This window comes from Ferrimonas sp. YIN67 (genome assembly GCF_057219095.1).
This window is the reverse complement of sequence record NZ_JBXVVJ010000002.1, coordinates 231,522-255,103: the sequence shown is the minus strand read 5'-3', so window position 1 is coordinate 255,103 and position 23,582 is coordinate 231,522. Positions and strand designations below refer to the sequence as shown.

At 58.4% G+C, this 23,582-nt stretch carries 22 protein-coding genes; 12 read left to right on the top strand and 10 right to left on the bottom strand.

Going from position 1 to position 23,582, the window contains the following annotated elements; genetic code table 11:
* Positions 1-12 precede the first annotated feature (12 nt).
* From crcB to lrp, 5 genes are all read right to left on the bottom strand, one after another.
* Complete coding sequence (crcB, locus tag AC2D8U_RS04815) at positions 13-387, bottom strand: fluoride efflux transporter CrcB (RefSeq protein ID WP_484617919.1); 375 nt, start codon at positions 385-387, stop codon at positions 13-15.
* Positions 380-1,708: a replication-associated recombination protein A gene (locus AC2D8U_RS04810; RefSeq protein ID WP_484617918.1), complete on the bottom strand. Its 1,329-nt coding sequence runs from the start codon at positions 1,706-1,708 to the stop codon at positions 380-382. Before AC2D8U_RS04810 ends, crcB begins: the two co-directional genes overlap by 8 nt.
* Positions 1,705-2,310 carry an outer membrane lipoprotein periplasmic chaperone LolA gene (gene lolA / locus AC2D8U_RS04805; RefSeq protein WP_484617917.1) on the bottom strand — a complete coding sequence of 202 codons (606 nt, stop codon included), beginning with the start codon at positions 2,308-2,310 and terminating at the stop codon, positions 1,705-1,707. Before lolA ends, AC2D8U_RS04810 begins: the two co-directional genes overlap by 4 nt.
* Positions 2,310-4,748: a DNA translocase FtsK gene (locus tag AC2D8U_RS04800; RefSeq protein WP_484617916.1), complete on the bottom strand. Its 2,439-nt coding sequence runs from the start codon at positions 4,746-4,748 to the stop codon at positions 2,310-2,312. Before AC2D8U_RS04800 ends, lolA begins: the two co-directional genes overlap by 1 nt.
* A gap of 151 nt (positions 4,749-4,899) precedes the next feature.
* The gene (gene lrp / locus AC2D8U_RS04795) at positions 4,900-5,409 is read right to left on the bottom strand and encodes a leucine-responsive transcriptional regulator Lrp (RefSeq protein WP_484617915.1); all 510 of its coding nucleotides are present in this window, start codon (positions 5,407-5,409) and stop codon (positions 4,900-4,902) included.
* A gap of 181 nt (positions 5,410-5,590) precedes the next feature.
* Here lrp and ald point away from each other — a divergent pair, with 181 nt between their 5' ends.
* The 4 genes from ald to cydC all read left to right on the top strand — a co-directional run bounded on the left by ald (position 5,591) and on the right by cydC (position 11,178).
* Positions 5,591-6,709: an alanine dehydrogenase gene (ald, locus tag AC2D8U_RS04790; protein ID WP_484617914.1), complete on the top strand. Its 1,119-nt coding sequence runs from the start codon at positions 5,591-5,593 to the stop codon at positions 6,707-6,709.
* A gap of 108 nt (positions 6,710-6,817) precedes the next feature.
* Complete coding sequence (gene trxB, locus AC2D8U_RS04785) at positions 6,818-7,777, top strand: thioredoxin-disulfide reductase (protein ID WP_484617913.1); 960 nt, start codon at positions 6,818-6,820, stop codon at positions 7,775-7,777.
* A gap of 46 nt (positions 7,778-7,823) precedes the next feature.
* On the top strand, positions 7,824-9,521 hold the full coding sequence (gene cydD / locus AC2D8U_RS04780; RefSeq protein ID WP_484617912.1) for a heme ABC transporter permease/ATP-binding protein CydD: 1,698 nt from the start codon (positions 7,824-7,826) through the stop codon (positions 9,519-9,521).
* The gene (gene cydC / locus AC2D8U_RS04775) at positions 9,514-11,178 is read left to right on the top strand and encodes a heme ABC transporter ATP-binding protein/permease CydC (RefSeq protein WP_484617911.1); all 1,665 of its coding nucleotides are present in this window, start codon (positions 9,514-9,516) and stop codon (positions 11,176-11,178) included. The genes cydD and cydC overlap by 8 nt, the downstream gene beginning before the upstream one ends.
* A gap of 50 nt (positions 11,179-11,228) precedes the next feature.
* Here cydC and AC2D8U_RS04770 read toward each other — a convergent pair whose 3' ends face one another.
* Positions 11,229-11,699 (bottom strand): outer membrane lipoprotein, encoded by a 471-nt coding sequence (locus AC2D8U_RS04770; protein ID WP_484617910.1) that lies wholly within the window; start codon positions 11,697-11,699, stop codon positions 11,229-11,231.
* 50 nt (positions 11,700-11,749) lie between these two features.
* Between AC2D8U_RS04770 and aat the strand changes: the two genes are divergently transcribed.
* The 3 genes from aat to infA all read left to right on the top strand — a co-directional run bounded on the left by aat (position 11,750) and on the right by infA (position 13,446).
* Positions 11,750-12,463 carry a leucyl/phenylalanyl-tRNA--protein transferase gene (aat, locus tag AC2D8U_RS04765; RefSeq protein ID WP_484617909.1) on the top strand — a complete coding sequence of 238 codons (714 nt, stop codon included), beginning with the start codon at positions 11,750-11,752 and terminating at the stop codon, positions 12,461-12,463.
* Positions 12,456-13,157, top strand: a complete 702-nt coding sequence (locus AC2D8U_RS04760) for an arginyltransferase (protein ID WP_484617908.1) — start codon at positions 12,456-12,458, stop codon at positions 13,155-13,157. The genes aat and AC2D8U_RS04760 overlap by 8 nt, the downstream gene beginning before the upstream one ends.
* 70 nt (positions 13,158-13,227) lie before the next feature.
* Positions 13,228-13,446, top strand: coding sequence for a translation initiation factor IF-1 (gene infA / locus AC2D8U_RS04755; RefSeq protein WP_484617907.1), 219 nt, complete (start codon positions 13,228-13,230; stop codon positions 13,444-13,446).
* A gap of 87 nt (positions 13,447-13,533) precedes the next feature.
* Here the strand turns inward: infA and clpA are convergent, their stop codons facing one another.
* Positions 13,534-15,822 (bottom strand): ATP-dependent Clp protease ATP-binding subunit ClpA, encoded by a 2,289-nt coding sequence (clpA, locus tag AC2D8U_RS04750; protein ID WP_484617906.1) that lies wholly within the window; start codon positions 15,820-15,822, stop codon positions 13,534-13,536.
* 25 nt (positions 15,823-15,847) lie between these two features.
* Positions 15,848-16,144, bottom strand: coding sequence for an ATP-dependent Clp protease adapter ClpS (clpS, locus tag AC2D8U_RS04745; RefSeq protein WP_484617905.1), 297 nt, complete (start codon positions 16,142-16,144; stop codon positions 15,848-15,850).
* Between the two features lie 214 nt (positions 16,145-16,358).
* Between clpS and cspD the strand changes: the two genes are divergently transcribed.
* Positions 16,359-16,568 carry a cold shock domain-containing protein CspD gene (gene cspD / locus AC2D8U_RS04740; protein WP_484617904.1) on the top strand — a complete coding sequence of 70 codons (210 nt, stop codon included), beginning with the start codon at positions 16,359-16,361 and terminating at the stop codon, positions 16,566-16,568.
* A gap of 248 nt (positions 16,569-16,816) precedes the next feature.
* Here cspD and icd read toward each other — a convergent pair whose 3' ends face one another.
* Both icd and AC2D8U_RS04730 read right to left on the bottom strand, forming a co-directional pair.
* Complete coding sequence (gene icd, locus AC2D8U_RS04735; protein ID WP_484617903.1) at positions 16,817-18,070, bottom strand: NADP-dependent isocitrate dehydrogenase; 1,254 nt, start codon at positions 18,068-18,070, stop codon at positions 16,817-16,819.
* 136 nt (positions 18,071-18,206) lie between these two features.
* Entirely contained in the window at positions 18,207-20,465 is a 2,259-nt protein-coding gene (locus AC2D8U_RS04730; protein ID WP_484617902.1) for an NADP-dependent isocitrate dehydrogenase, read from the bottom strand.
* Between the two features lie 152 nt (positions 20,466-20,617).
* Here AC2D8U_RS04730 and rluE point away from each other — a divergent pair, with 152 nt between their 5' ends.
* From rluE to hflD, 4 genes are all read left to right on the top strand, one after another.
* A complete protein-coding gene (gene rluE / locus AC2D8U_RS04725) occupies positions 20,618-21,298 on the top strand; it encodes a 23S rRNA pseudouridine(2457) synthase RluE (protein ID WP_484617901.1) in 681 nt (226 codons plus the stop codon).
* Positions 21,295-21,756, top strand: coding sequence for an NUDIX domain-containing protein (locus AC2D8U_RS04720; protein WP_484617900.1), 462 nt, complete (start codon positions 21,295-21,297; stop codon positions 21,754-21,756). Before rluE ends, AC2D8U_RS04720 begins: the two co-directional genes overlap by 4 nt.
* A gap of 84 nt (positions 21,757-21,840) precedes the next feature.
* Positions 21,841-22,944, top strand: a complete 1,104-nt coding sequence (gene mnmA, locus AC2D8U_RS04715) for a tRNA 2-thiouridine(34) synthase MnmA (protein ID WP_484617899.1) — start codon at positions 21,841-21,843, stop codon at positions 22,942-22,944.
* Between the two features lie 14 nt (positions 22,945-22,958).
* The gene (gene hflD, locus AC2D8U_RS04710) at positions 22,959-23,570 is read left to right on the top strand and encodes a high frequency lysogenization protein HflD (RefSeq protein WP_484617898.1); all 612 of its coding nucleotides are present in this window, start codon (positions 22,959-22,961) and stop codon (positions 23,568-23,570) included.
* Positions 23,571-23,582 lie beyond the last annotated feature (12 nt).

The following is a 23,582-nucleotide window of genomic DNA, read 5'->3' as shown; positions in this document are numbered from 1 at the left end:
TCGCTCTTTTTATCAGCTTTGAGAAGTGACCAGCTGCTGACCGAGATAAACCATGCCCAGGCACAGTCCCACGTTCAGCAACACGTTCATCAGGGCCTTAAACCACTCTCCCTGCTGCATCATCAGCAGTGTTTCATTGGAGAAGGTGGAGAAGGTCGTCAGGGCTCCCAGCATGCCGACACCAATAAAGGCTTTCAGTGCCGGTGAGACGCTGGCGGTCATGGTCAGGGCGTATAATGCCCCCATGGCAAAGGAGCCCACACAGTTAACCACCAGTGTACCAAAGGGAAACCCGGTTCCGAATAGCCTCAGGGCAAGAATTGAGGTGCCATAGCGCAAACTGGCGCCAATTGCGCCGCCACAGGCGACGGCAATGAGGTTATTCATAACGCTTTTTTTCACTCGTTTGATTGAGCTGGGCCAAATAACGCAGCTTTTCCGCGATTTTTTTCTCCAGCCCACGTTCGGTGGGTTGATACAAGCGCGTTCCCTGTAACGCTTGTGGCAGGTAGATCTCACCCGCAGCATAGGCACCGGGCTCGTCATGGGCATAACGGTACTCCTCACCATGTCCCATGGATTTGAGCAGGGCGGTCGGCGCATTGCGCAGATGCACCGGCACCTCCAGATCGCAAGTGTCCTTAGCCAACTTCTTGGCCGCCGAAAATGCCCGGTAAACCGCATTACTTTTCGGCGCACAGGCCAGGTAGACCAAGGCTTGGGCGATGGCCCGCTCCCCCTCCGCCGGGCCGACCCGATGGAAGCAATCCCAAGCGTTCAGCGCCACCTCCATGGCACGAGGATCCGCATTGCCCACATCCTCCGAGGCGATGGCCAGGGCCCTGCGCGCCACATAGAGGGGATCCCCACCACCGGCCAGGATCCGCGCATACCAGTAGAGGGCCGCATCAGGATCGCTGCCCCGCACCGATTTGTGCACGGCGGAGATCATGTCGTAAAACTGATCCCCCTTGTTATCAAAACGGGCCACCGGCTCGCCAGCGACCTCAGCCAGCTGTTCCAGGGTCATGGCGCCCTGCCCTGCCAACTCGGACATCAACTCAAGCAGGTTAAGGGCACGGCGGGCATCGCCATCGACCAAGGCCGCCAGCGCCTCGGACACTTCCAGAGGCAGTGTCAGTCCTTTCCCCCCCAGGCCGCGCTCCCCATCTTCCATTGCCTGCCTCAGGATCCGACCAATCTCCTCCGCCGTCAGGCGTTTGATCAGGTGAACCCGAGCACGGGATAACAGGGCGTTATTGATCTCAAAAGAGGGATTCTCCGTCGTTGCCCCGACGAAAATAACCGTGCCATCTTCGATATGGGGCAAGAAGGCATCCTGCTGGCTCTTATTGAAGCGGTGCACCTCGTCAACAAACAGCAGGGTCTGTCGACCGTGAGTCGCCGCGATCTCCTTGGCCTTGTCGATGGCCGAGCGGATCTCCTTGACCCCGGAGGTCACCGCCGAGATCCGCTCAACATGAGCGTTACAGTGGCTGGCGACCAACTCGGCCAGGGTGGTTTTCCCCGTCCCCGGGGGGCCCCACAACAGCATGGAATGTGCCCGGCCTGCCTCCAGAGCCTGGCGCAGTGGCTTGCCCTCGGCCAACAGGTGGGACTGGCCAATATACTCCTGCAGATCCCGTGGCCGCATTCGCGCGGCTAAGGGACGAAAGTCCGGGCCAAAGTTGAAGCTCATGCTACTCATGGGGTGCGCTGATCGTCCACCAAAGTGCCAGGAGGCGGCGTAAAGGCGAAGCGTTCCGGTGCCAGTGCGGACGTGGCGAACTCCGACAGGAGCATCAGAGTACGGGTACCCTGGGCATCGACCAACTGCAGCCGGTCGATCTGCGCCCCGGTAAAGCAGACCGACATCTGGATCTGGCCCCCCTGCTGATCGTTGAGCTCAAAGCAGTCGCCCGTTTGCTCAACCTGCCAGCGGGCCCACACCTCAGGCTCCTGTGATGACAACAGGGTAAGGGGCGTTTGATCCAGGGTGTCAGCCACGGACGTGACGATCACCTGCTCCACATAGGGATCGTAAAACCACACCGCCTCCCCATCGCTGATCAGGGTCAGCGGTTCGGGATCATTTTGCTCCCAGAGGAATTTCATCGGCGCCTGCAGGGCAAGCTGTCCGGTACTTTCCTGCACCAAGTTATCGTCAAAGTCATACGCTTGTTGAGTAAATACAGCGGTAAACTGGGGCAAAGCCGCCAGTTTCGCCTTAAGCTGCTGCGCATCGTCGGCAAAGACCGCGAAGGCGGGCAGCAGGGTACCCAGTAACAGGGCACTAACGGGTTTCATCATCAATTTTGTCCTGGAACCAATACTTCCCGGTTACCGTTGTGGCCCGGGGCACTTACCAAACCGCTCTCCTGCATCTGTTCGACCAGTCGAGCAGCACGGTTATAGCCAATCTTCAATTTACGCTGAACGCTGGAGATCGATGCGCGACGCGATTCAATCACGAAGGCCACCGCCTCGTCATAGAGGGGATCCTGCTCACTGTCGCTGCCACTCGCCTCACCGGGCAACAGGACAGATTCGCCACCACTCTCCCCCGACAGGATCTCATCCACGTACTGGGGTTTACCACGGGCACTCCAGTCGGCCACCACCTTGTGCACCTCATGGTCATCAACAAAGGCACCATGCACCCGGATCGGAACCCCGGTGCCCGGCGGCAGGTAGAGCATGTCGCCCTGGCCCAGAAGCTGCTCCGCCCCCTGTTGATCCAGAATGGTTCGTGAATCGACCCGGCTGGACACCTGGAAAGCGATACGGGTGGGGATGTTGGCTTTGATCAGGCCGGTGATCACATCCACCGACGGCCGCTGGGTCGCCAGGATCAGATGGATCCCTGCCGCCCTCGCCTTTTGCGCGATACGGGCAATCAATTCTTCCACCTTCTTGCCGACGATCATCATCATATCGGCAAACTCATCCACCACCACCACAATGGAGGGCAGTTTCTCCAGTTCGGGAGCCTCGGTCTCCATGGACTGTTCCGGCTTCCAGAAGGGATCCTTGAGCGGTTCACCCCGCTCCTGGGCCTCGAGGATCTTAGCGTTGTAGCCCTTGAGGTTACGTACTCCCATAGCCGACATCAATTTATAGCGACGCTCCATCTCCCCGACACACCAGCGCAGGGCGTTGGACGCCTCCTTCATATCGGTCACCACCTCACACAGAAGGTGCGGGATCCCTTCATAGACCGACAACTCCAACATTTTGGGATCGATCATGATAAGGCGAACATCTTCCGGTTTCGATTTATATAACAGGCTGAGGATCATCACGTTGACCCCAACGGACTTACCGGAACCCGTGGTGCCGGCCACGAGCAGGTGGGGCATCTTGGCCAGATCCACCACCACCGCCTGACCGGAAATGTCCTGGCCCAGGACCATGGTGAGGTTGGAGTTGGCCTCCTCGAACGCCCCGGAACCCAGCACATCGCGCAGGTACACGATCTCGCGACTGCCGTTCGGCAGCTCGAGTCCTATCACCGACTTGCCGGGGATCACCTCAACCACGCGCACACTGACGGCCGACAGGGCCCGAGCCAGATCTTTCGCCAGGTTGGTGATCTTGGAGACTTTGACCCCGGGGGCCAGATCCAGTTCAAATCGGGTGATCACCGGCCCCGGATGGACATCGACCACCCGAGCTTCAATGCTGAAATCTGCCAGCTTGGCTTCGACCAGTCGGGCTATCCCATCAAGCTCCTCTTGAGTGATGGGGTTTTGCGACTTATGAGGGCGGTCAAGCAGCTCCAGGGTCGGCAGGGGTGTGCTGGGCACAACCAAGGGGGCCTTGCCCGACAGCGCACGCTCCTTATTCAAAGCCGTCTCCAAATAGGGCTCCAGCACCGGCTCGGGAGTCGCGTCTAGCGGCAGGAGGGCGTCGATAGATTCCTCTACCTGCCAGGGCACACTCAATTCGGGTTCCTTACGCTCTGCCGACACCGTTGCCACTACTGGCTCAGCGCGAGACTGCGCCAATGGCGCAGAGAGTGCCTCAGGCACCGGCTCATTAACGCCCGCTGTCGCCAATGCGGGTTCAACCCCATCCTGACCACGCCCTTTGAAGCGCTCAAACACCTCCATAAAGCCACGGGTATCCTCACTGTCCTGAGATTCCTGGCTGAAATGCTTAGGTAGATGCCATAGCCAAAGGCACAGGGCGATCACGCTGGCGCCAACCCAGTCGGCCAAGGTCAGCCAACTGATCCCTGTCATCAGGGTAAATCCGGCAGCAATAAAGCACAGTAGGATCAGCGTGGTACCAATGAAGTTGAAGATTGGGAGGGTTGCCGCTGCGATGACATCCCCGAGTACCCCACCGGCGGAAAAATAATGGATATCATCGGCATTGAGGGATGCCAGGGTGGCGACGCTAAGTACCGTCAGCAAAAATCCGATCAGGCGCAAACCAATGGAAAAATAATCCAGTTCGGTCAGGTGGTAAGCCTGGTGAAACACCAACCAGCCGATCAGAGCCACCACAAAGGGGAGCATAAAAGCGGTGATCCCGAAAACAAACAAGAGCACATCGGCGATCCAGGCCCCCGCCATCCCCATGGCGTTGCGCACTTCACCGTCCCACGCCACCTGGCTCCATCCAGGATCGGCCGGATGATAGGTGGCCAGGGCAAACAAAGTAAACAGGGCAGCCAGGGTGGTGAGGATCAACCCCCCTTCCAGCAATCGCTGCCAGCCAGTCAGGGGCTGTAACTTGGTCATCGAGCGCCTTAGCATTAAAAAAGGGTAAACGTAGCGCTACCTTAGCAAACTCATCGGGTCGATGCATGGCTCCGCGGTGCGCCCGCTCAGGGAAACAACAAAAAAGTGCCCCGTAGGGCACTTTTTGTGATTCCGCTGGAAGAAACGCGCCTCATGCAAGGCTTGCCGCCCCGGACGCTATCTGGACTCGACTGGTCTGTTTGACCTCTTCCATAACCACATAGGTACGGGTGTCTTTGACCGATGGCAACTTCAGCAAAGTCTCCGACAGTAGACGTCGGTATGCGGTCATATCGCTCACACGAGTTTTCAACAGGTAATCAAAGTCACCGGACACCAGGTGACACTCCTGCACATCTTCCAGCTCCATCACGGCACGATTGAACTCGTCAAACACCTCTGGAGAGTCCCGATTGAGCGAGATCTCGACGTACACCAACAAAGACGCACCCAAATAATGCGGGTTCACCTGAGCGGTATAACCTAGGATAAAGCCCTGCCTTTCCAAGCGCTTGACCCGCTCCAAACATGGTGTCGGACTCAAGCCTACTCGCTTAGACAACTCGACGTTTGAGATCCGCCCATCCCGTTGCAGTTCATTCAGGATGTTTCGGTCGATCCGATCAAGTTCTTTCAACGGCTTTTTCTTGTTATACGCCATACTAACTTCCTTTATTCCCGTCTTTTGCGAGATTTTCTTCCATTTGCACCGAGATATAGTGAGGGAAATGCTCCCAATCGCAGAATATACTAAATTTGCTGTTGAGGCCAAGTGAAACATAACAAATTGTTTTCAAAGGTAAGCAATTCGCTAATAACCCAGAATGGAGGCAGGTAAAACAATGATTATCGGTGTACCTAAGGAGATAAAAAACCACGAATACCGGGTTGGAATGACACCCGGAAGCGTGGGCGAGTTAGTGCAAAGAGGCCACACCGTACTGATTGAAAGTCAGGCCGGCAGTGGGATCGGTTGCTGCGACCAGGATTATGTGGAGGCGGGTGGTCGCATCCTTCCTCACGCATCAGAGGTGTTTGCCCAGGCGGAGATGATTGTCAAGGTAAAAGAGCCTCAGGCGATCGAACGGGCCATGTTGCGACCCGGCCAGCTCCTCTTCACCTATCTGCATCTGGCACCGGATCCTGAGCAAACGCGCGATCTGGTCAACAGCGGCGCCACCTGTATTGCCTATGAAACCGTCACGGATAGTCAGGGCGGCCTCCCCCTCCTAGCCCCCATGTCTGAAGTGGCCGGACGCATGTCTATCCAGGCTGGCGCCCAGGCCCTGGAAAAATCCAATCTCGGCCGCGGCATGCTGCTCGGTGGCGTACCCGGTGTAGAGCCCGCTAAAGTGGTCATCATAGGTGGTGGCATGGTGGGGCGTAACGCCGCCTTGATGGCCGTGGGCATGGGCGCCGATGTGACCATTCTGGACCGCAATGTCAATGTGCTGCGAGAGCTCAACACCCAGTTTGAAAACCGCGCCAAGGTGATCTATTCCACCGCCGAGGCCCTGGACAAACACGTGACGCAAGCCGATCTGGTGATCGGTGGCGTATTGATCCCCGGCGCCGCAGCCCCAAAACTGGTGACCCGCGCCCATATCGCACAAATGAAACCTGGCGCCGCCATCGTGGATGTTGCCATCGATCAGGGGGGCTGTGTCGAAACCTCCAAACCCACCACCCATCAGGACCCCATCTATCTGGTGGATGACGTCGTACATTACTGCGTGGCCAACATGCCCGGCGCCGTACCACGCACCTCCACCTTTGCCCTGAACAACGCCACCCTCCCCTTTATCATTGCCCTGGCAGAAAAAGGCCCGACTCAGGCCATGCTGGATGATCCCCACCTCATGGGTGGCCTGAATGTCATTGACGGTAAGATCACCTGCAAAGAGGTGGCACACGCGCTGCATCTTGAGTATTACGATCCGGCCGAGTTGCTAAAAGCCTGATAAGGGTAATCGATTTAACCATTGAAACGGGCGCTACTGCGCCCGTTTCTTTTGCCCGGTCTTTTACATACAATCGCCGCTACGCGAATGCACAACTCGGAGTACCAGATGAGCGAAGCCAAACACTGCCAACTGTTGATCCTGGGATCAGGCCCTGCCGGTTATACCGCCGCAGTGTATGCCGCCCGGGCAAACCTCAATCCTGTCCTGGTGACGGGAATGCAACAGGGCGGACAGCTCACGACCACCACGGAAGTGGAAAACTGGCCCGGCGATCCCACGGATCTGACCGGCCCCGGCCTGATGGAGCGGATGCACGCCCATGCCGAACGTTTCGACACCCAGATCCTGTTTGATCACATCAACGAAGTGGATCTGGCCAACCGGCCGTTTCGCCTTAAAGGTGACAATGGGGAGTACACCTGTGATGCGCTGATCATCGCCACCGGGGCCAGTGCCAAGTACCTGGGTCTGGCGTCCGAAGAAGCCTACAAGGGCAAAGGCGTTTCCGCCTGTGCCACCTGTGATGGATTCTTCTACCGCAACAAGCCGGTTGCCGTGATTGGTGGGGGTAATACGGCCGTGGAGGAAGCCCTCTACCTGTCCAATATCGCTTCCCAGGTCCATCTGGTGCACCGTCGTGACAGCTTCCGAGCCGAAAAGATCCTGGTTAAGCGGCTGATGGAAAAAGTCCAGAGCGGTAATATTGTGCTCCATACGGATCGTACTCTGGACGAAGTTCTGGGCGATCCCATGGGCGTCACCGGGGCCCGCATCAAGGACACCCGCAGTGATGCCACCGAGGAGTTGAAGGTAGACGGCGTCTTCGTTGCCATCGGCCACAGCCCCAACACCGGGATCTTCGAAGGCCAGCTGGCCATGAAGGATGGTTACATCGTGGTCAACAGTGGCCTCAACGGTAATGCGACCCAGACCTCAGTACCCGGCGTTTATGCGGCTGGCGACGTCATGGATCACACCTACCGCCAGGCGATCACCTCCGCCGGTACCGGCTGCATGGCCGCCCTGGACGCTGAACGTTTCCTCGACGGCCTGGGCCAAAGCTAATCCACCGGAGTGAATCAAAGGGGCCTTTCCGGCCCCTTTTTGCTGTATGAAAACAATTAATGAGAAAGAAAGTCTGGCGTGGTTGCGTCAGGCCGCCGTCGCCGGACGCAACTGGAGCACCCTGGCACTGCTATGTGGTTATGCCAATGGCCTACTGCTCATCGGCCAGGCCTGGCTTTTGGCAGGGCTGCTTCATGGCCTGATCATCGATGCCCGATCACTGAACGAATTCACCTCACACCTGCTGCTGCTCGCCCTGCTCTTTCCCGGCCGAGCCGGGATCGTCTGGGCCAAGGAGTACTGTGGTTTTCAGGCGGGTGCTCAGGTAAGGCAAACCCTACGCGAAGGCTTGCTGGCACGCCTGGATGCCTTGGGACCGGCCTTTGTCCAGCAAAGGGCGGCGGGCAGCTGGAGCAGCCTGTTGCTCGAGCAGACGGAAAAGATCCAGGAGTTTTATGCCAAATATCTGATTCAGGTTCGGCTGGTCGCCCTGATCCCCCTGACCATCCTACTCCTGGTACTGCCCCTAAACTGGGCCGCCGGGCTGATCTTCCTGTTTACTGCGCCCCTGACCGTACTCTTTATGATCCTGGTGGGGATGGGTGCCGCCGATGCCAACAAGCGCAATTTCCTGGCCCTGGCCCGACTCTCCGGCCACTTCCTGGACCGCCTAAAGGGACTGCCGACCATACGGCTGTTTGATCAGCTGGAGGCAGAAGCGGACAAGATGGACCACGCCAGTGAACAGTTTCGCCTGCGCACCATGGAGGTGTTACGCATGGCCTTCCTCTCCAGCGCCGTGCTGGAGTTCTTTGCCTCCATCTCCATCGCCGTGATCGCCGTCTATTTTGGCTTCAGCTATCTGGGCGAACTTAATTTTGGTCATTATGGTGCGGGCGTCACCCTGTTCAGCGGCCTGTTTATCCTGATGCTGGCCCCGGATTTCTTCCAGCCGTTTCGCGATCTGGGTACCTACTACCATGCTAAGGCGGAAGCCGTTGGTGCAGCCGATGAACTCCGTACCCTGATGGCCCAGCCGCTGCCCAGCAAGGACAGTGCCGAAGCATGTGAAGAGCAGACGCAGATCGCCATCGAGGCCCGGGATCTGGTGGTTCTGGCTCAGGATGGCACTGTGCTGACATCACCCTTGAGTTTTTCTCTGAAGGCGGGACAGAGCCTGGCCCTGGCCGGTCCCACCGGCTGTGGAAAAACCTCAGTAATGCAGGCACTGATGGGGATCCTGCCCTACCAGGGATCACTCCAGATCAATGGGACCGAGATCGATCAGTGGCAACGAACTCAGTGGCTGCGTCATATCACCTGGCTGGGGCAAAATCCCAAGCTGATCTACGGCTCCGTTGCTGACAACTTGCGCTTGGCCAACCCTGAGGCCAGCGATGCTCAGCTGTGGCAAGCTTTGGACGCCGCCCACGCCACTGAGTTTGTCACCCGCCTGCCCGGGCAGTTGAACTATCGCATTGAAGATCGTGCCGGTGGCCTGTCCGTCGGTCAGGCCCAGCGGATCGCCATGGCCCGGGCCCTGCTCAAACCCGCTCCCCTGCTGCTGTTGGATGAGCCAACCGCCAGCCTGGACAGCCACAGTGAAGCATTGCTTCAGGAGAGCCTGCGTCAGGCCATGAAGGGCCGTACCACGGTCACCATCAGCCACCGAGTACAACAGCAGCAGGAAGCCGATCTGTGCCTGTTCCTTACTCCATACAGCCAGGAGGCCAGCCATGACTGAGCTACTGCCCTTCTTACGCCTGTTTCGCCAGCACTGGCAGCGACTCGCCCTCGGAGCCGGACTCTCCCTACTGACCCTGTTGGCCAGCATCGGACTGCTCTCCCTCTCAGGTTGGTTTATTGCCGCCAGTGCGGTTGCCGGCCTGGTGATCAGTCGCAGCAGTGAGTTTAACTACATGATGCCTGCCGGTGGCGTACGCGGTCTGTCCATTGCCCGCACCGTCGCCCGCTGGGGCGAGCGGGTGATCAGCCATGATGCCACCTTCCGCCTGCTCACCACCCTGCGCAGTTGGTTCTTCCGTCGCCTGGGCCTGCTTTCCCCGGCTCAGCTGGCCAAGTGGCGAGATGCCGACGTACTCAACCGTATGGTGGCCGATGTTGATGCACTGGATCACCTGTACCTGCGCCTGATCACGCCTGTGGTTGCCGGCAGCCTGGCGATCCTCGGCGTCTCGGTCCTGCTGGCCTGGATCGATCTGCGACTCGGCCTCACCCTGGCCGCCGTCCTGTTCAGCCTGCTGTTACTGCTGCCCCCCCTGTTCTATCGACTTGGTCGCCGTCCCGGCGAAGCCCTGGCCCGGGCGCACGCCGACTATCGTCAGGAGCTGGTGGATTACCTCGATGGCCAGACCGAGATGCTGGTGTTTGCCGCCGCCGAGACACAGCGCCAACGCCTGGGCCGCACCGAGCGCAGCCTGCTTCAGGCACAGCGTCAGATGGCCAGCCTGACCGGGCTCTCAACCGGCTTGCTGACCCTGCTCAACGGCTACCTGTTGCTCATGATGCTATGGCTGGCCAGCAGCCAGCTGGATCTCAACGGCTCTCAAGGTCCCCTGCTCGCCCTGGTGGTGTTTGCGACCCTGGCCAGTTTCGAGGCGTTAACCCCGGTCGCCACAGCATTCCAACACCTGAGCCATACCCTGGCCGCTGCCCGCCGCCTGACGCCTATCCTGGAAACGGCGGAGGCGTCCCACTATGGTAACAGGCCCAAGCAGGCGAGCCAGGGGGCACTGAGCCTGCAGGGCCTGCATTACCGCTATCCATCGGGACTGGATCCTGTGATCCGGGATCTCTCCTTGGAGCTGGCTCCCGGCGAGAAGATCGCGCTGATCGGCCAGACCGGCTGTGGCAAGTCGACCCTGTTACAACTGCTGTGTCGAGAGGTTGAGCCTGAAGCCGGTCAGATCCTGCTCAATGGTGCATCCATCCAGTCCTACCAGCACAATGCCCTGCGCAGCCAGATCTGCCTGATCAGCCAGCGAGTGCATATTTTCAATGACTCACTGGCCAATAACCTGAGGCTGGCGGCTCCCGATGCCACCGATGAGGAGCTGGTCAAGGTGCTCAAGCTGGTCAAACTGGAGCTCCTGCTACAGGGCCAGGGGCTGGGGCAATGGTTGGGTGAAGGGGGACGGCAGCTGTCCGGGGGCGAGCAGCGCCGCATCGGTCTGGCCAGGGCCCTGTTGCATCCGGCCGAACTGCTGCTGCTGGATGAACCTACGGAGGGGCTCGATGATGCCACCGAGCGGGAGATCCTCAACTGTCTGTTTGACCACAGGCCCGAGCGAAGCCTGCTCTACGTCACCCATAAGGACGCGGCGCTGTCGCGTATGGACCGGGTGCTGCGTATGGAGAGCGGGCGTCTGCGCCCGGCCTGATAAACGGGTAACACAAACGGGCGGCCTCAGGGCCGCCCGTTTACCTAAGCTCAATAGGCTTTGTCGACCCGAACCTGGCCTCCACGCAGATAGACGATGCGGACCAGATCACCGGCCATAAACCGCATTCCCGGATCAAAGTCCTGCACCACCATTACGCGTTCTCCCTGCTCCGACAGGATCATCATCTCTATCAGCCGGTATCTCTGGGTCTGGTAGGCCGGTGAGCGTCGATCGGCGATCCCTGCCCCCGCTAAGGCACCAAGAATGGTCGCCACATCCCGCCCTGAGCCGCTGCCAAACTGGTTTCCGATCACACCACCGATCAACGCCCCACCGAACACCTTCCAGCCCCGGCTCTGATCCGCCACCAGCTCCTCCCGGGTGATCTCCCGAACCGATTCCACGTCACCATACACCACCTGGTCAACAGGCACCGCGGTATTACGGTTATACTTGGCCCAGACGGGTCCGGACAGGATCGTGGACAGCAAGAGTATCGACAACACTCCGATCCTCATGTCATGCTCCTTATGGTTCAATCAGTCTCGCGGATAGTAATTAGGGTAACATGCTCAACGCCGTTCAGTATCTCGATTATCAGGACGCTTCCTTCCCATCTCCTCAACTTGCGCTGGAGGATCCTAACGGCCTGCTGGCCATCGGCGGCGATCTCTCGCCCCGGCGACTGATGCAGGCCTACCGGGAGGGGATCTTTCCCTGGTTCAACGAGGGCGACCCCATCCTCTGGTGGAGCCCGGATCCTCGCGCCATCTTTGATCCCAAGGCCATACGCCCCAGCCGCAGCACCCTCCGCAGCGTCCGCCGTGGTAGTTGGCACTACAGCATCAACCAGGCTTTTGATCAGGTGATTGCCCAGTGCGCCGCACCTCGAAGCAATGAACCTGGCACCTGGATCTGTACGCCCATGCGCCAAGCCTACCAGGCGCTGCACCGCCTGAACCTGGCCCACTCGGTGGAGATCTGGCAACAGGAGCAACTGATCGGTGGACTCTACGGTGTCTCCGTCGGCGGCGTCTTTTGCGGTGAGTCCATGTTTCATCGACAGACGGATGCGTCCAAGGCAGCCTTCTGGGCCCTGGGACAGGAGAGCCATCGCCTAGGCTGCGAACTGATCGACGCCCAGATCATCAACCCCCATCTGTTGCGACTGGGTGCGACCAGCGTTTCCAGAACGGATTTTCTCGCCCATTTACATCAGCTTAGAGATAAATCGGTCGACTGGAGCCATTGGTCGGTTACACAGGGGCGATTCGATGTCTGATATAGCGCACATAAGAATGGGCTTAAGCGGTACTTTTGCCTGCAGTTATCTGGCCGACTGCCAAGAGCAACTGCTGCTTAACTATGATCCGGTCGACGTCCACCAGTATGGACAACTGTTGGCTTTGGGATTCCGGCGCTCTGGCACACAGATCTACCGGCCCCACTGCCCCCAATGCCAGGCCTGTCAGCCAATACGACTGCCCGTCGATCGGTTTCGGCCCAGTCGATCACAAAAGCGGGTGATCGCCAAGAACCAGGATCTCCAATGGCGCGTCACCCTGACGCCGCAACCCTACCATTACCGCCTCTATCACCATTACATCGCCCAGCGGCACAAAGACGGCTCCATGTACCCCTCTTCCGATCAACAGTATGACCGTTTCCTGTTGTGCCACTGGGCACAGGTGCTGTTTCTCGAGGCCTGGCTGGAGGATGAGCTGGTTTTGGTGGCCGTAACCGATCTACTGCCCCAGGCCCTGTCCGCCACCTACACCTTTTTCAAGCCCGAGTTGGCGGCCCGCTCTCTGGGTACCCGAGCCGTCTTGGCTCAGATCGCCCTGGCCCAGCAATTGCACCGCCAGCACCTATACTTGGGCTACCAGATAGACACCTGCCAGAATATGGCGTACAAAAGGCAATTCCAGCCAGCTGAGTACTTTAATGGCCATGGCTGGTCGAACCGGCCACGCTAATGGCTTTACAGCGCAGTGCTTTTACGGCATGATACGCGCGATTTTTCTTATCTAATGGGATGTTTGCTCGATGGCAAAAGAAGACAGTATCGAGATGCAAGGCACAGTCCTTGAGACTCTGCCTAATACCATGTTCCGCGTGGAGCTGGAAAACGGACATGTGGTTACTGCCCACATCTCCGGCAAGATGCGTAAGCACTACATTCGCATTCTGACCGGTGACCAAGTGACTGTAGCGTTGACTCCATACGATCTGACCAAGGGTCGCATCGTGTTCCGCTCTCGTTAATACGGTCATCCCCACAAAAAAACCCGGTAGCTACCGGGTTTTTTTGTGGGCTCGGGCCGTGTCGAGACACGGCCCAGGGCTCAAGGCTCAGTCGGTCGCCACCGGCAGTTTGTTGCTCAGATAACTGAACACCAACTCCCCATCCTTGACGTCGATCACCACGTCGCCTCCCTTCTGTAGCTGACCAAACAGGATCTCATTCGCCAGCGGCTTCTTAACCTGCTCCTGTACCAGACGCGACATGGGTCTTGCCCCCATATTGCGATCATAGCCCTTCTCAGCCAGCCAAACCCTTGCCTCGGCCGTCACCTCCAGATGCACACTGCGTGAGTCCAGTTGCGCCTGCAGTTCCACCAGGAACTTATCAACCACCTTGGCAATCACCTGCATATCCAAGTGATTAAACCAGACGATGCCATCCAGACGGTTACGAAACTCCGGAGTAAATACCCGGTTGATCTCACTCAAGGCATCATGGCTGTGATCCTGCTGTTTAAAGCCGATAGACTTGCGCACAGTTTCCTGAACCCCGGCGTTGGTGGTCATCACCAGGATCACGTTACGAAAATCGGCTTTCCGGCCATTGTTGTCGGTCAGGGTCCCATGATCCATCACCTGCAACAACAGGTTGTAGACATCAGGGTGGGCCTTCTCGATCTCATCAAGCAGCACGACCGAATGGGGGTGCTTAAGCACCGCATCGGTCAGCAGGCCGCCTTGATCGTACCCAACGTAACCTGGGGGGGCACCAACCAGGCGGCTGACGCTGTGACGCTCCATATATTCAGACATGTCAAAGCGGATCAGCTCAACCCCCATTTGACGCGCCAACTGGGCGGTCACCTCTGTCTTCCCGACCCCGGTGGGGCCAGCAAACAGGAAGTTACCCACGGGTTTACCTTCGTTACCCAAGCCACTGCGCGCCAAGCGGATTGCCGCCGTCAGGGCGTCGATGGCGGGATCCTGGCCAAACACCACCATTTTCAAGTTGCGATCCAGGTTGGCCAACACCTCCTTGTCGGTTGCCGACACGGACTTGGCCGGGATCCGCGCGATCTTGGCAACAATCGCCTCAATGTCACTGACGGAGATGGTCTTCTTACGCTTGGACGAGGGCATCATCGCCATCCGGGCACCCGCCTCATCGATCACATCGATCGCCTTGTCCGGCAGTTGACGTTCGTTGATGTGCTTATCGGAGAGCGCGGAGGCCGCACTCAAGGCCGACTGGGTATAACGTACCTGGTGGTGCTCCTCATACCGGCTCTTGAGGCCCATCAGGATCTGAGTGGTTTCCGCCACACTGGGCTCCGACACATCGATCTTCTGGAAGCGACGGGCCAGGGCACGATCCTTTTCGAAGATCCCCTGGTACTCCTGGTAGGTGGTCGAGCCAACACAACGCAGCTTGCCGCTGGAGAGCAGAGGTTTAAGCAGGTTGGACGCATCCATCATCCCGCCTGAAGCCGCCCCGGCACCAATGATGGTATGGATCTCATCAATAAACAGGATGGCATTGGGATCTTTTTGCAGTTGCCGCAACACCGCCTTAAAACGTTTTTCAAAGTCGCCCCGATATTTGGTCCCTGCCAACAGGGCCCCCATATCCAGGCTATAGATGGTGCACTCGGCCATCACTTCAGGCACATCTTCCTGGGTGATACGGTACGCCAGGCCCTCAGCGATGGCCGTTTTACCCACCCCGGCCTCACCCACCAGCAGTGGATTGTTCTTGCGACGACGGCACAACACCTGAATGGTCCGCTCGACCTCTTCCTGACGCCCGATCAGCGGGTCGATCTGACCGGCAATGGCCTGCTTGTTGAGGTTGCTGGCAAAGTTCTCCAGGCGATCCCCGGAGGCCTCCTCCTCCTTCTCCATACCCAGCCCGGGGCTGTCTTGCGCTTCGCTGTCATTGCCCAGATCCGGCTCTTGCTGATCGCGCTTCACCACGCCATGGGCAATAAAATTCACCACATCCAATCGGGTCACATCGGATTTACGCAGCAGGTAGACCGCCTGAGACTCCTGCTCAGAGAAGATGGCCACCAGTACATTGGCCCCGGAGACCTCATTGCGCCCACTGCTTTGCACGTGAAAGACCGCACGCTGAAGCACCCGCTGGAATCCCAGGGTCGGCTGGGTCTCCCGATCATTGTCATCTTCCGGGATCAGGGGCGTGGTCTGTTCGATAAAGACCTCAACTTCATTACGCAAAGCATCCAAGCGTGCGCCACACGCCAGTAGGGCCTCCTTGGCAGATGGATTATCCAACAAGGCGAGCAGCAGGTGCTCAACCGTCATAAACTCATGACGGCTGCGCCGGGCCTGCTGGAATGCCGTATTGAGCGTTACTTCAAGGTCTTTATTCAGCATAGATGCTATCCCCCTCAGTCATCATTCAGGCTTGTTCGGTGGAACACAGCAGCGGGTGCTGGTTCTCTCGGGCGTACCGATTCACCTGAGCCGCTTTGGTTTCAGCGATGTCCAATGTGAACACGCCGCACACGCCTTTCCCCTTATAATGGACCGTTAACATCACTTCTGTCGCCTTTTCTTCCTCCATATTGAAAAAACGTCTCAGGATCTCCACCACAAACTCCATCGGCGTATAATCGTCGTTGTTCAGGATCACCTTATACAGCCTGGGTGGCTCCAGGGCCTGTTCCAGTTTTTCCTTCTCTACAACCTGTTCCATTTCGTATTGCTTGCTCATAGCAGAAGCTTAATCACTCACTTATAAGAAATAACTCGGGAGCAAATATTTCTTGACTCCGGTGTTATCCTTTTGTTAATTGGTATTGGTACAGCGCTTAAGCGCTGACATTTTTCCAGCCCTCATCTGACGTTATAGGGTTTGCGAGAAGTGATTACAAGATACATGGGAAGGACACAGCAGAGGAAGTCGAGGTATGGCTCAAGGAACGGTAAAGTGGTTCAATAATGCAAAAGGGTTCGGGTTCATCTGTCCAGACGGAGGTGGCGATGACGTGTTTGCGCACTATTCAACCATTGATATGGACGGCTATCGCACATTGAAGGCTGGACAGGAAGTACAGTTTGATATGCAGAAAGGTCCGAAGGGGATGCACGCCTCCAACATTCAGCCGGCCAATAAGTAACTCGTAACTCCAACTAGAAAAAGCCGACCTTAGGGGTCGGCTTTTTATTGTGCTCCAGACGATGGCAACTCAGGGATTCCCTGCCTGAAGCCAGGACAAATCACCATCCCCAGCCCGGTCGCGGAGCTGCCCTCGGAGCATCGACAGTGTTAACTTGAAAGGGGCTCTCTTGGCTCATCGGCAAGAAACAGCGACAACCGAAAACGGACGACACAATGCCGTCCGCTGTCCAGCTCTGCCGACAGTCCCTACATCTGCTCAATCACCGCGTCGCCAAACGCAGAGCAGCTGAGCAGGGTCGCTCCCTCCATCAAGCGCTCGAAGTCATAGGTGACCGTCTTGGCAGCAATGGTCCCCTCCATACCACGGATGATCAGATCGGCGGCCTCGGTCCACCCCAGGTGACGAAGCATCATCTCTCCGGAGAGGATCAGGGAGCCCGGATTGACCTTGTCCTGTCCGGCATACTTGGGAGCCGTGCCATGGGTCGCTTCAAACAGGGCAACACCGTCACCGATGTTGGCACCGGGGGCAATACCGATCCCACCGACCTGGGCGGCCAGCGCATCGGAGATGTAATCCCCGTTGAGGTTCATGGTCGCAATCACATCGTACTCGGCCGGTCTCAGCAGGATCTGTTGCAGGAAGGCATCGGCGATCACGTCTTTAACCAGGATGGTCTTGCCGGACTTGGGGTTGGTGAATTCGCACCAGGGGCCGCCATCCACAAGTTGAGCACCAAACTCCCGCTGTGCCAGCTGGTAGCCAAAGTCCTTAAAGGCACCCTCGGTGAACTTCATGATATTGCCCTTGTGAACCAGGGTCAGGGAGTCGCGGTCATTATCGATCACATACTGAAGGGCCGCCCGGACCAGACGCTCGGTCCCCTCCTTGGAGATCGGTTTAACCCCGATCCCGCAGTTATGCTCGAAACGGATCTTGGTCACCCCCATCTCCTGGGTCAGGAAGCGGATCACCTTGTCCGCCTCCGCCGTTCCTGCCTGCCACTCGACCCCGGCATAGATATCCTCGGAGTTTTCCCTGAAGATCACCATATCGGTCAACTCGGGTTGTTTGAGTGGGCTTGGCGTCCCCTGGTAGTAGCGGACCGGGCGTAAGCAGGTATAGAGATCCAACTGCTGACGCAAGGCCACGTTCAAAGAGCGGATCCCCCCGCCCACCGGGGTGGTCAACGGCCCCTTGATCGCCACCTTGTACTCCTGGATCGCCGCCAGCGTCTCCTCCGGCAACCAGGTGTCGGCCCCGTAGAGCTGGGTGGATTTCTCACCACAGTAGATCTCCATCCAGTGCAGTTTGCGCGCACCGCCATAGGCTTTCTCTACGGCCGCATCGAGCACCTTACGCATGGGGGGGGTGACGTCAACGCCGATCCCATCTCCCTCGATATAGGGGATAATAGGATGGTCGGGCACCAGCAACGCACCCTGGTCGTCAAGCCCGATGATCTGCCCGTCGACGGGCCGTTGGATCTTGGATTCCATTGAGCACTCCTTGTGTTCTAAAGGGATCTCACTTGCGAGTTCATTCCTTAGGTTACTGTGCTTTATTGCTCCTCGCCAGAAAGAAAAAACCGCCGGAAAATCCGGCGGTTTTGTCAATTCGCTAAAGGTCGAAGCTTCAGGCGGATTCGGTCATCCCCACCTGCTGAACGATGGAGCCGGCAAAGGCGCTCAACGCCTGGTTGAAGGTGGCACTGGGGCGCATCGCCTTGTCGAGCAGGGCGCGATCCCCGTGGTAGTACCCTGCCATCTCCACCGGCTGACCCTGTGCGGCGTTTAGCTCCGCCACAATGGCGACCTCCTGCTCGCTCAAGGCTTCTGCCAGGGGGGCAAACAGCACCTGAAGCTCCCGATCCTCGGTCTGGGCCGCCAGGACCTGTGCCCAGTAGAGAGCCAGGTAGAAGTGGCTGCCCCGGTTGTCCAGTTCACCCACACGCCGGGACGGTGACTTGTTCTCCTCCAGGAAACGGCTATTGGCCACGTTCATCGCCTCCGCCAGGACCTTGGCCTTGGCATTGCCGGTTTGTGCCGCCAGCTCTTCAAGCGAAACGGCAATGGCCAAAAACTCACCCAGGGAGTCCCAGCGCAGGTGGTTCTCTTCCACAAACTGCTGTACGTGCTTAGGCGCACTGCCCCCGGCACCGGTCTCAAACAGGCCGCCACCGGCCAACAGGGGCACGATAGAGAGCATCTTGGCAGAGGTGCCCAGCTCCAGAATGGGGAACAGATCCGTCAGGTAGTCGCGCAGTACGTTACCGGTCACCGAGATGGTATCTTGACCCGCGTGCACCCGATCCAGGGTGTAGCGCACCGCATCAACCGGAGAGAGGATCTTGATGACCAGTCCATTGGTGTCGTGATCCTTGAGATACAGATCCACCTTCTTGATCAAATTGGCATCGTGCGCCCGGGCCTGATCCAGCCAGAATACCGCCGGGTTCCCGGTCAACTTGGCGCGCTTCACCGCCAGCTTGACCCAATCGCGGATCGGCGCATCCTTGGTCTGACACATGCGCCAGATATCCCCGGCTTCCACGGCATGGGACAGCAGCACCTCACCGGCCTGGTTCACCACGCGTACGGTACCGGCCTGAGCCAGTTTGAAGGTCTTATCATGGGAGCCGTACTCTTCGGCTTTTTGCGCCATCAGACCGACGTTGGAGACGTTGCCCATGGTGACCGGATCAAAGGCACCGTGCAGCTTACAAAACTCGATGGTCTCCTGGAACACACCGGCGTAACAGCGATCCGGGATCACCGCCTTGGTGTCCTGCTGCTGATCATCCTTGTTCCACATCTGGCCGGAGCTGCGGATCATCGCCGGCATGGAGGCATCGATGATCACATCGCTGGGTACATGCAGGTTGGTGATCCCTTTATGAGAATTGACCATGGCCAGATCCGGGCCATTGGCGTAGGCCGCCTGCAGATCCGCTTCCACTTCGGCGCGCTGCGCCTCAGGCAGATTGGCGATTTTGGCATAGACATCGCCCAAGCCGTTGCTGACATCGATCCCCAGCTCGGCAAACCGCTCACCATGCTTGGCAAACACATCGGCAAAGAACGCCTCGACGCAGTAACCAAACATGATGGGATCGGACACCTTCATCATGGTGGCTTTCAGGTGCAGGGAGAACAGGATCCCCTTCTCCTTGGCGTCCTGGATCTGCTCGGCGAAGAAGGCCTTGAGCGCCTTGGCACTCATGCGGGAGGCATCGATCACCTCACCGGCCTGCAGCGGCGTGGACGCCTTAAGCGTGCTGACGCTGCCATCGGCAGCAACAAATTCGATCTTTACATCATCCGCTTCGGCGCAGACATGGGACTGCTCACTGCCGTAGAAATCGCCGTCGGCCATATGGGCCACATGGGATTGTGAGTCGCGGGACCAGGCGCCCATGGAGTGGGGATTGGCCTGAGCATACTGTTTCACTGCCTGGGCAACCCGACGATCCGAATTCCCCTCGCGCAATACGGGGTTAACCGCGCTGCCCAGAACCTTGGCATAACGAGCCTGGATTGCCTGTTCCGCCTCATTCTGCGGCTCAGACGGATAGTCGGGAATGGCAAAGCCCTGGGACTGCAGCTCGGCGATCGCCGCCTGCAACTGAGGGATGGACGCAGAGATGTTGGGCAACTTGATGATGTTGGCCTCGGGCGTCTTGGCCAGTTCGCCCAACTCCGCCAGAGCATCCGCCATACGCTGCGATTCGGTCAACTGCTCAGGGAAGCCCGCCAGGATCCGGCCCGCCAGGGAGATATCCCGAGTCTCCACGTCGACCTGTGCTGCCGTGGTAAACGCCTTGACAATGGGCAACAGCGAGTGAGTCGCCAGCGCAGGGGCTTCGTCCGTATAGGTGTAGATGATCTTTGACATAGATTGCGTGTCCTTTTTTCCTTGTCCCGTCCAGCGATCTGAGTCGCATTTGTTGTTTTTCTGTCGCGGCGCATAGGATAGACCAATCAATCTGTGAGGGAAATGCCATAATGTGCTAGTCCCAAAGGATCAGATCACGATAAAATCACCTTATGCATCAAAGTAATAGTTCAAGAAGTGGTCGGTCCACTACTGGTACCCCGTCCCGAAGTGCCCGTCGCGGCAAGGCCCAGCGCTCCAGAGCGCCGGCAAATCGGCCACAGGGTCAGACCAAACGGCCCACCGCCGGGCCCCGCAAGATCGTACTGGTCAATAAACCCTTCGACGTCCTGACCCAGTTTACCGATGGCCAGGGACGCCAGACCCTGGCCGATTATGTGCCGATCCCGGAGATCTACCCGGCGGGTCGACTCGATAGGGATTCCGAAGGGCTGGTTCTGCTGACCAACGACGGTGTGCTGCAGGCCAAACTCACCCAACCGGGCAAGAAGACGAGTAAAACCTACTATGTGCAGGTCGAGGGGATCCCCTCGGACGACGCCATCGAGGCCCTGTGTCACGGCGTAGAGCTCAAGGACGGTTTGACCCTGCCCGCCAAGGTGAGAAGGGTCGCCGAGCCCCAATGGCTGTGGCGGCGCGAGCCCCCCATCCGTGAGCGCAAAAACATCCCCACCAGCTGGCTCGAAGTCACCCTCACCGAAGGGCGCAACCGCCAGGTTCGCAGGATGACTGCCCATATTGGTCACCCCACCCTGAGGTTGATCCGCTACCGGATCGGCAACTGGACCCTGGATGGTCTGGCGCTGGGCCAGTATCGGGAGCTTACCCCTTGACCCAGCGCTTCCTGCCCCACGTCACCGTCGCTTGCGTGATCCACAGCCAGGATCACTACCTGCTGGTGGAGGAGGTGATCGACGGTGAGCCGGTACTCAATCAAGCCGCTGGCCACCTGGAGGCGGATGAGACTCTGGAAGCGGCCTGCCGCCGAGAGATCTGGGAGGAAACCGGCCTGACCCTGTCACCCAGCCAGTTGATCGGCATCTACCAGTTTATCGCCGCCGATGGCACGCCATTTGTCCGCTTTACCTTTGCCGCCCAGATGCCAGCGCCGATCCCCTGCCAGCCCAGGGATCCCCAGATCCGCCGCTGCCTCTGGCTGACCCTTGACCAGTTAAAACAACAGGCTGGGCGTTGCCGAAGTGCCCTGGTGATCCGCACCATCGAAGATCATCTCAAGGGCCACTCCCTGCCAATAGAGCAGGCATTGCACAACCGACTCTTTCACGGCTAAGCGCATTGGCGATTGCCCCTCACTCCGTGGTAGAATGCGGCCCCCTAAAACACTTGTGTTCGATCTTTGAAGCCCAAAAACGTTATGTCTGAAAACCGCAATAAAAAGGTGATCGTCGGTATGTCCGGCGGCGTCGATTCTTCCGTTTCCGCCTACCTGCTGCTGCAACAGGGCTACCAGGTGGAAGGTCTGTTTATGAAAAACTGGGAAGAGGACGATTCCGAAGAGTACTGCGCTGCGGCGGAGGATCTGGCGGACGCCCAGGCGGTGTGCGACAAACTCGGGATCGAACTGCACAGCGTCAACTTCGCCGCCGAGTACTGGGACAATGTGTTCGAGTACTTCCTGGCAGAGTACAAGGCCGGGCGAACCCCGAACCCGGATATCCTGTGCAACAAGGAGATCAAGTTCAAAGCCTTCCTGGAGTTTGCCGCCGAAGCGCTGGACGCCGATTACATCGCCACCGGCCACTATGTGCGTCGTCGCGATAACAAGGATGGCAGCGTCGAGATGCTGCGCGGCCTCGATGGCAACAAAGATCAGAGCTACTTCCTCTACACCCTGGGGGAAGATCAGGTGGCTCAGACCCTGTTCCCCGTGGGTGAGCTGGAGAAGCCCGAAGTGCGCCGCATCGCCGAAGAGCAGGGTTTGATCACCGCAGGTAAAAAGGATTCCACCGGGATCTGCTTTATCGGCGAGCGTAAATTCAAAGACTTTTTGGCCAAGTACCTGCCGGCTCAACCCGGCAAGATCGAAACCTGTGAAGGCGAAGTGGTTGGCCAGCACGAAGGCCTGATGTATCACACCCTGGGTCAACGCAAGGGCCTGAGGATCGGCGGCATGAAGAACGCCGGTGATCAACCCTGGTACGTGGTCGATAAAGACCTAGAGCGCAATGTCCTGGTGGTTGGCCAGGGCAGTGACCACCCTCGCCTCTTTTCCAACGGCCTTGTCGCGGGGCAGCTGGACTGGGTCGACCGTAAGGGTCCCCAGCAGACCACAGAGATGACGGTAAAGACCCGCTACCGCCAGCAGGATGTGCCCTGCACCGTTACCCCTCTGGGCAATGGCGAGCTGGAAGTGCGTTTCCACGAGCCGGTCAGCTCGGTCACTCCGGGCCAGTCCGCCGTCTTCTATCAAGGTGAGGTTTGCCTGGGTGGCGGCATCATCGAACGTGTCATCCGCTAAGGACAAAAATAATAATGACCGAACTGCAACTGCGTACCATGGCGTTTGCCGGGATCTGCCAGGCCATTCACCAGGTTCGTGAGATCGCCCGTTACGGCAAAAGCGACGATGCCCTGCTCGGCGCCAGCATCCAATCTATCCTCGCCACCGATCCGGAACGTCCGCAGGACGTGTATGGGGATGCCGATCTGCACCACGGCTACCAGGTCGTGGTGGATCAACTGGGTGATGGCCAGCGCAAAGACGTTGATCTGACCCGCTACCTGGTGGGGATCCTGGCGCTGGAGCGCAAGCTGGCCAAGAAGCCGGCCGCCATGAATATGCTGGCCGAGCGCCTGTCCCAGGTAAAACGCCAGACCGCCCACTTCGAGGTGACCGACGAGCAGGTGCTGGCGAATCTGGCCTCCGTCTACTCCGACGTGATCAGCCCCCTGGGTGCCCGGATCCAGGTGGTGGGCGCCCCCATCCAGCTGCAGCAGAACCTCAACCAATACAAAATTCGTACCCTACTGCTTGCCGCGATCCGCTCTGCGGTCCTGTGGCGACAGCTCGGTGGCAAACGCCGCCAACTGGTGCTGTCCCGCAAGGCCCTGGTGCATACCGCAGCGCAAGCCATTAAAAACTAAAAATGACCAACC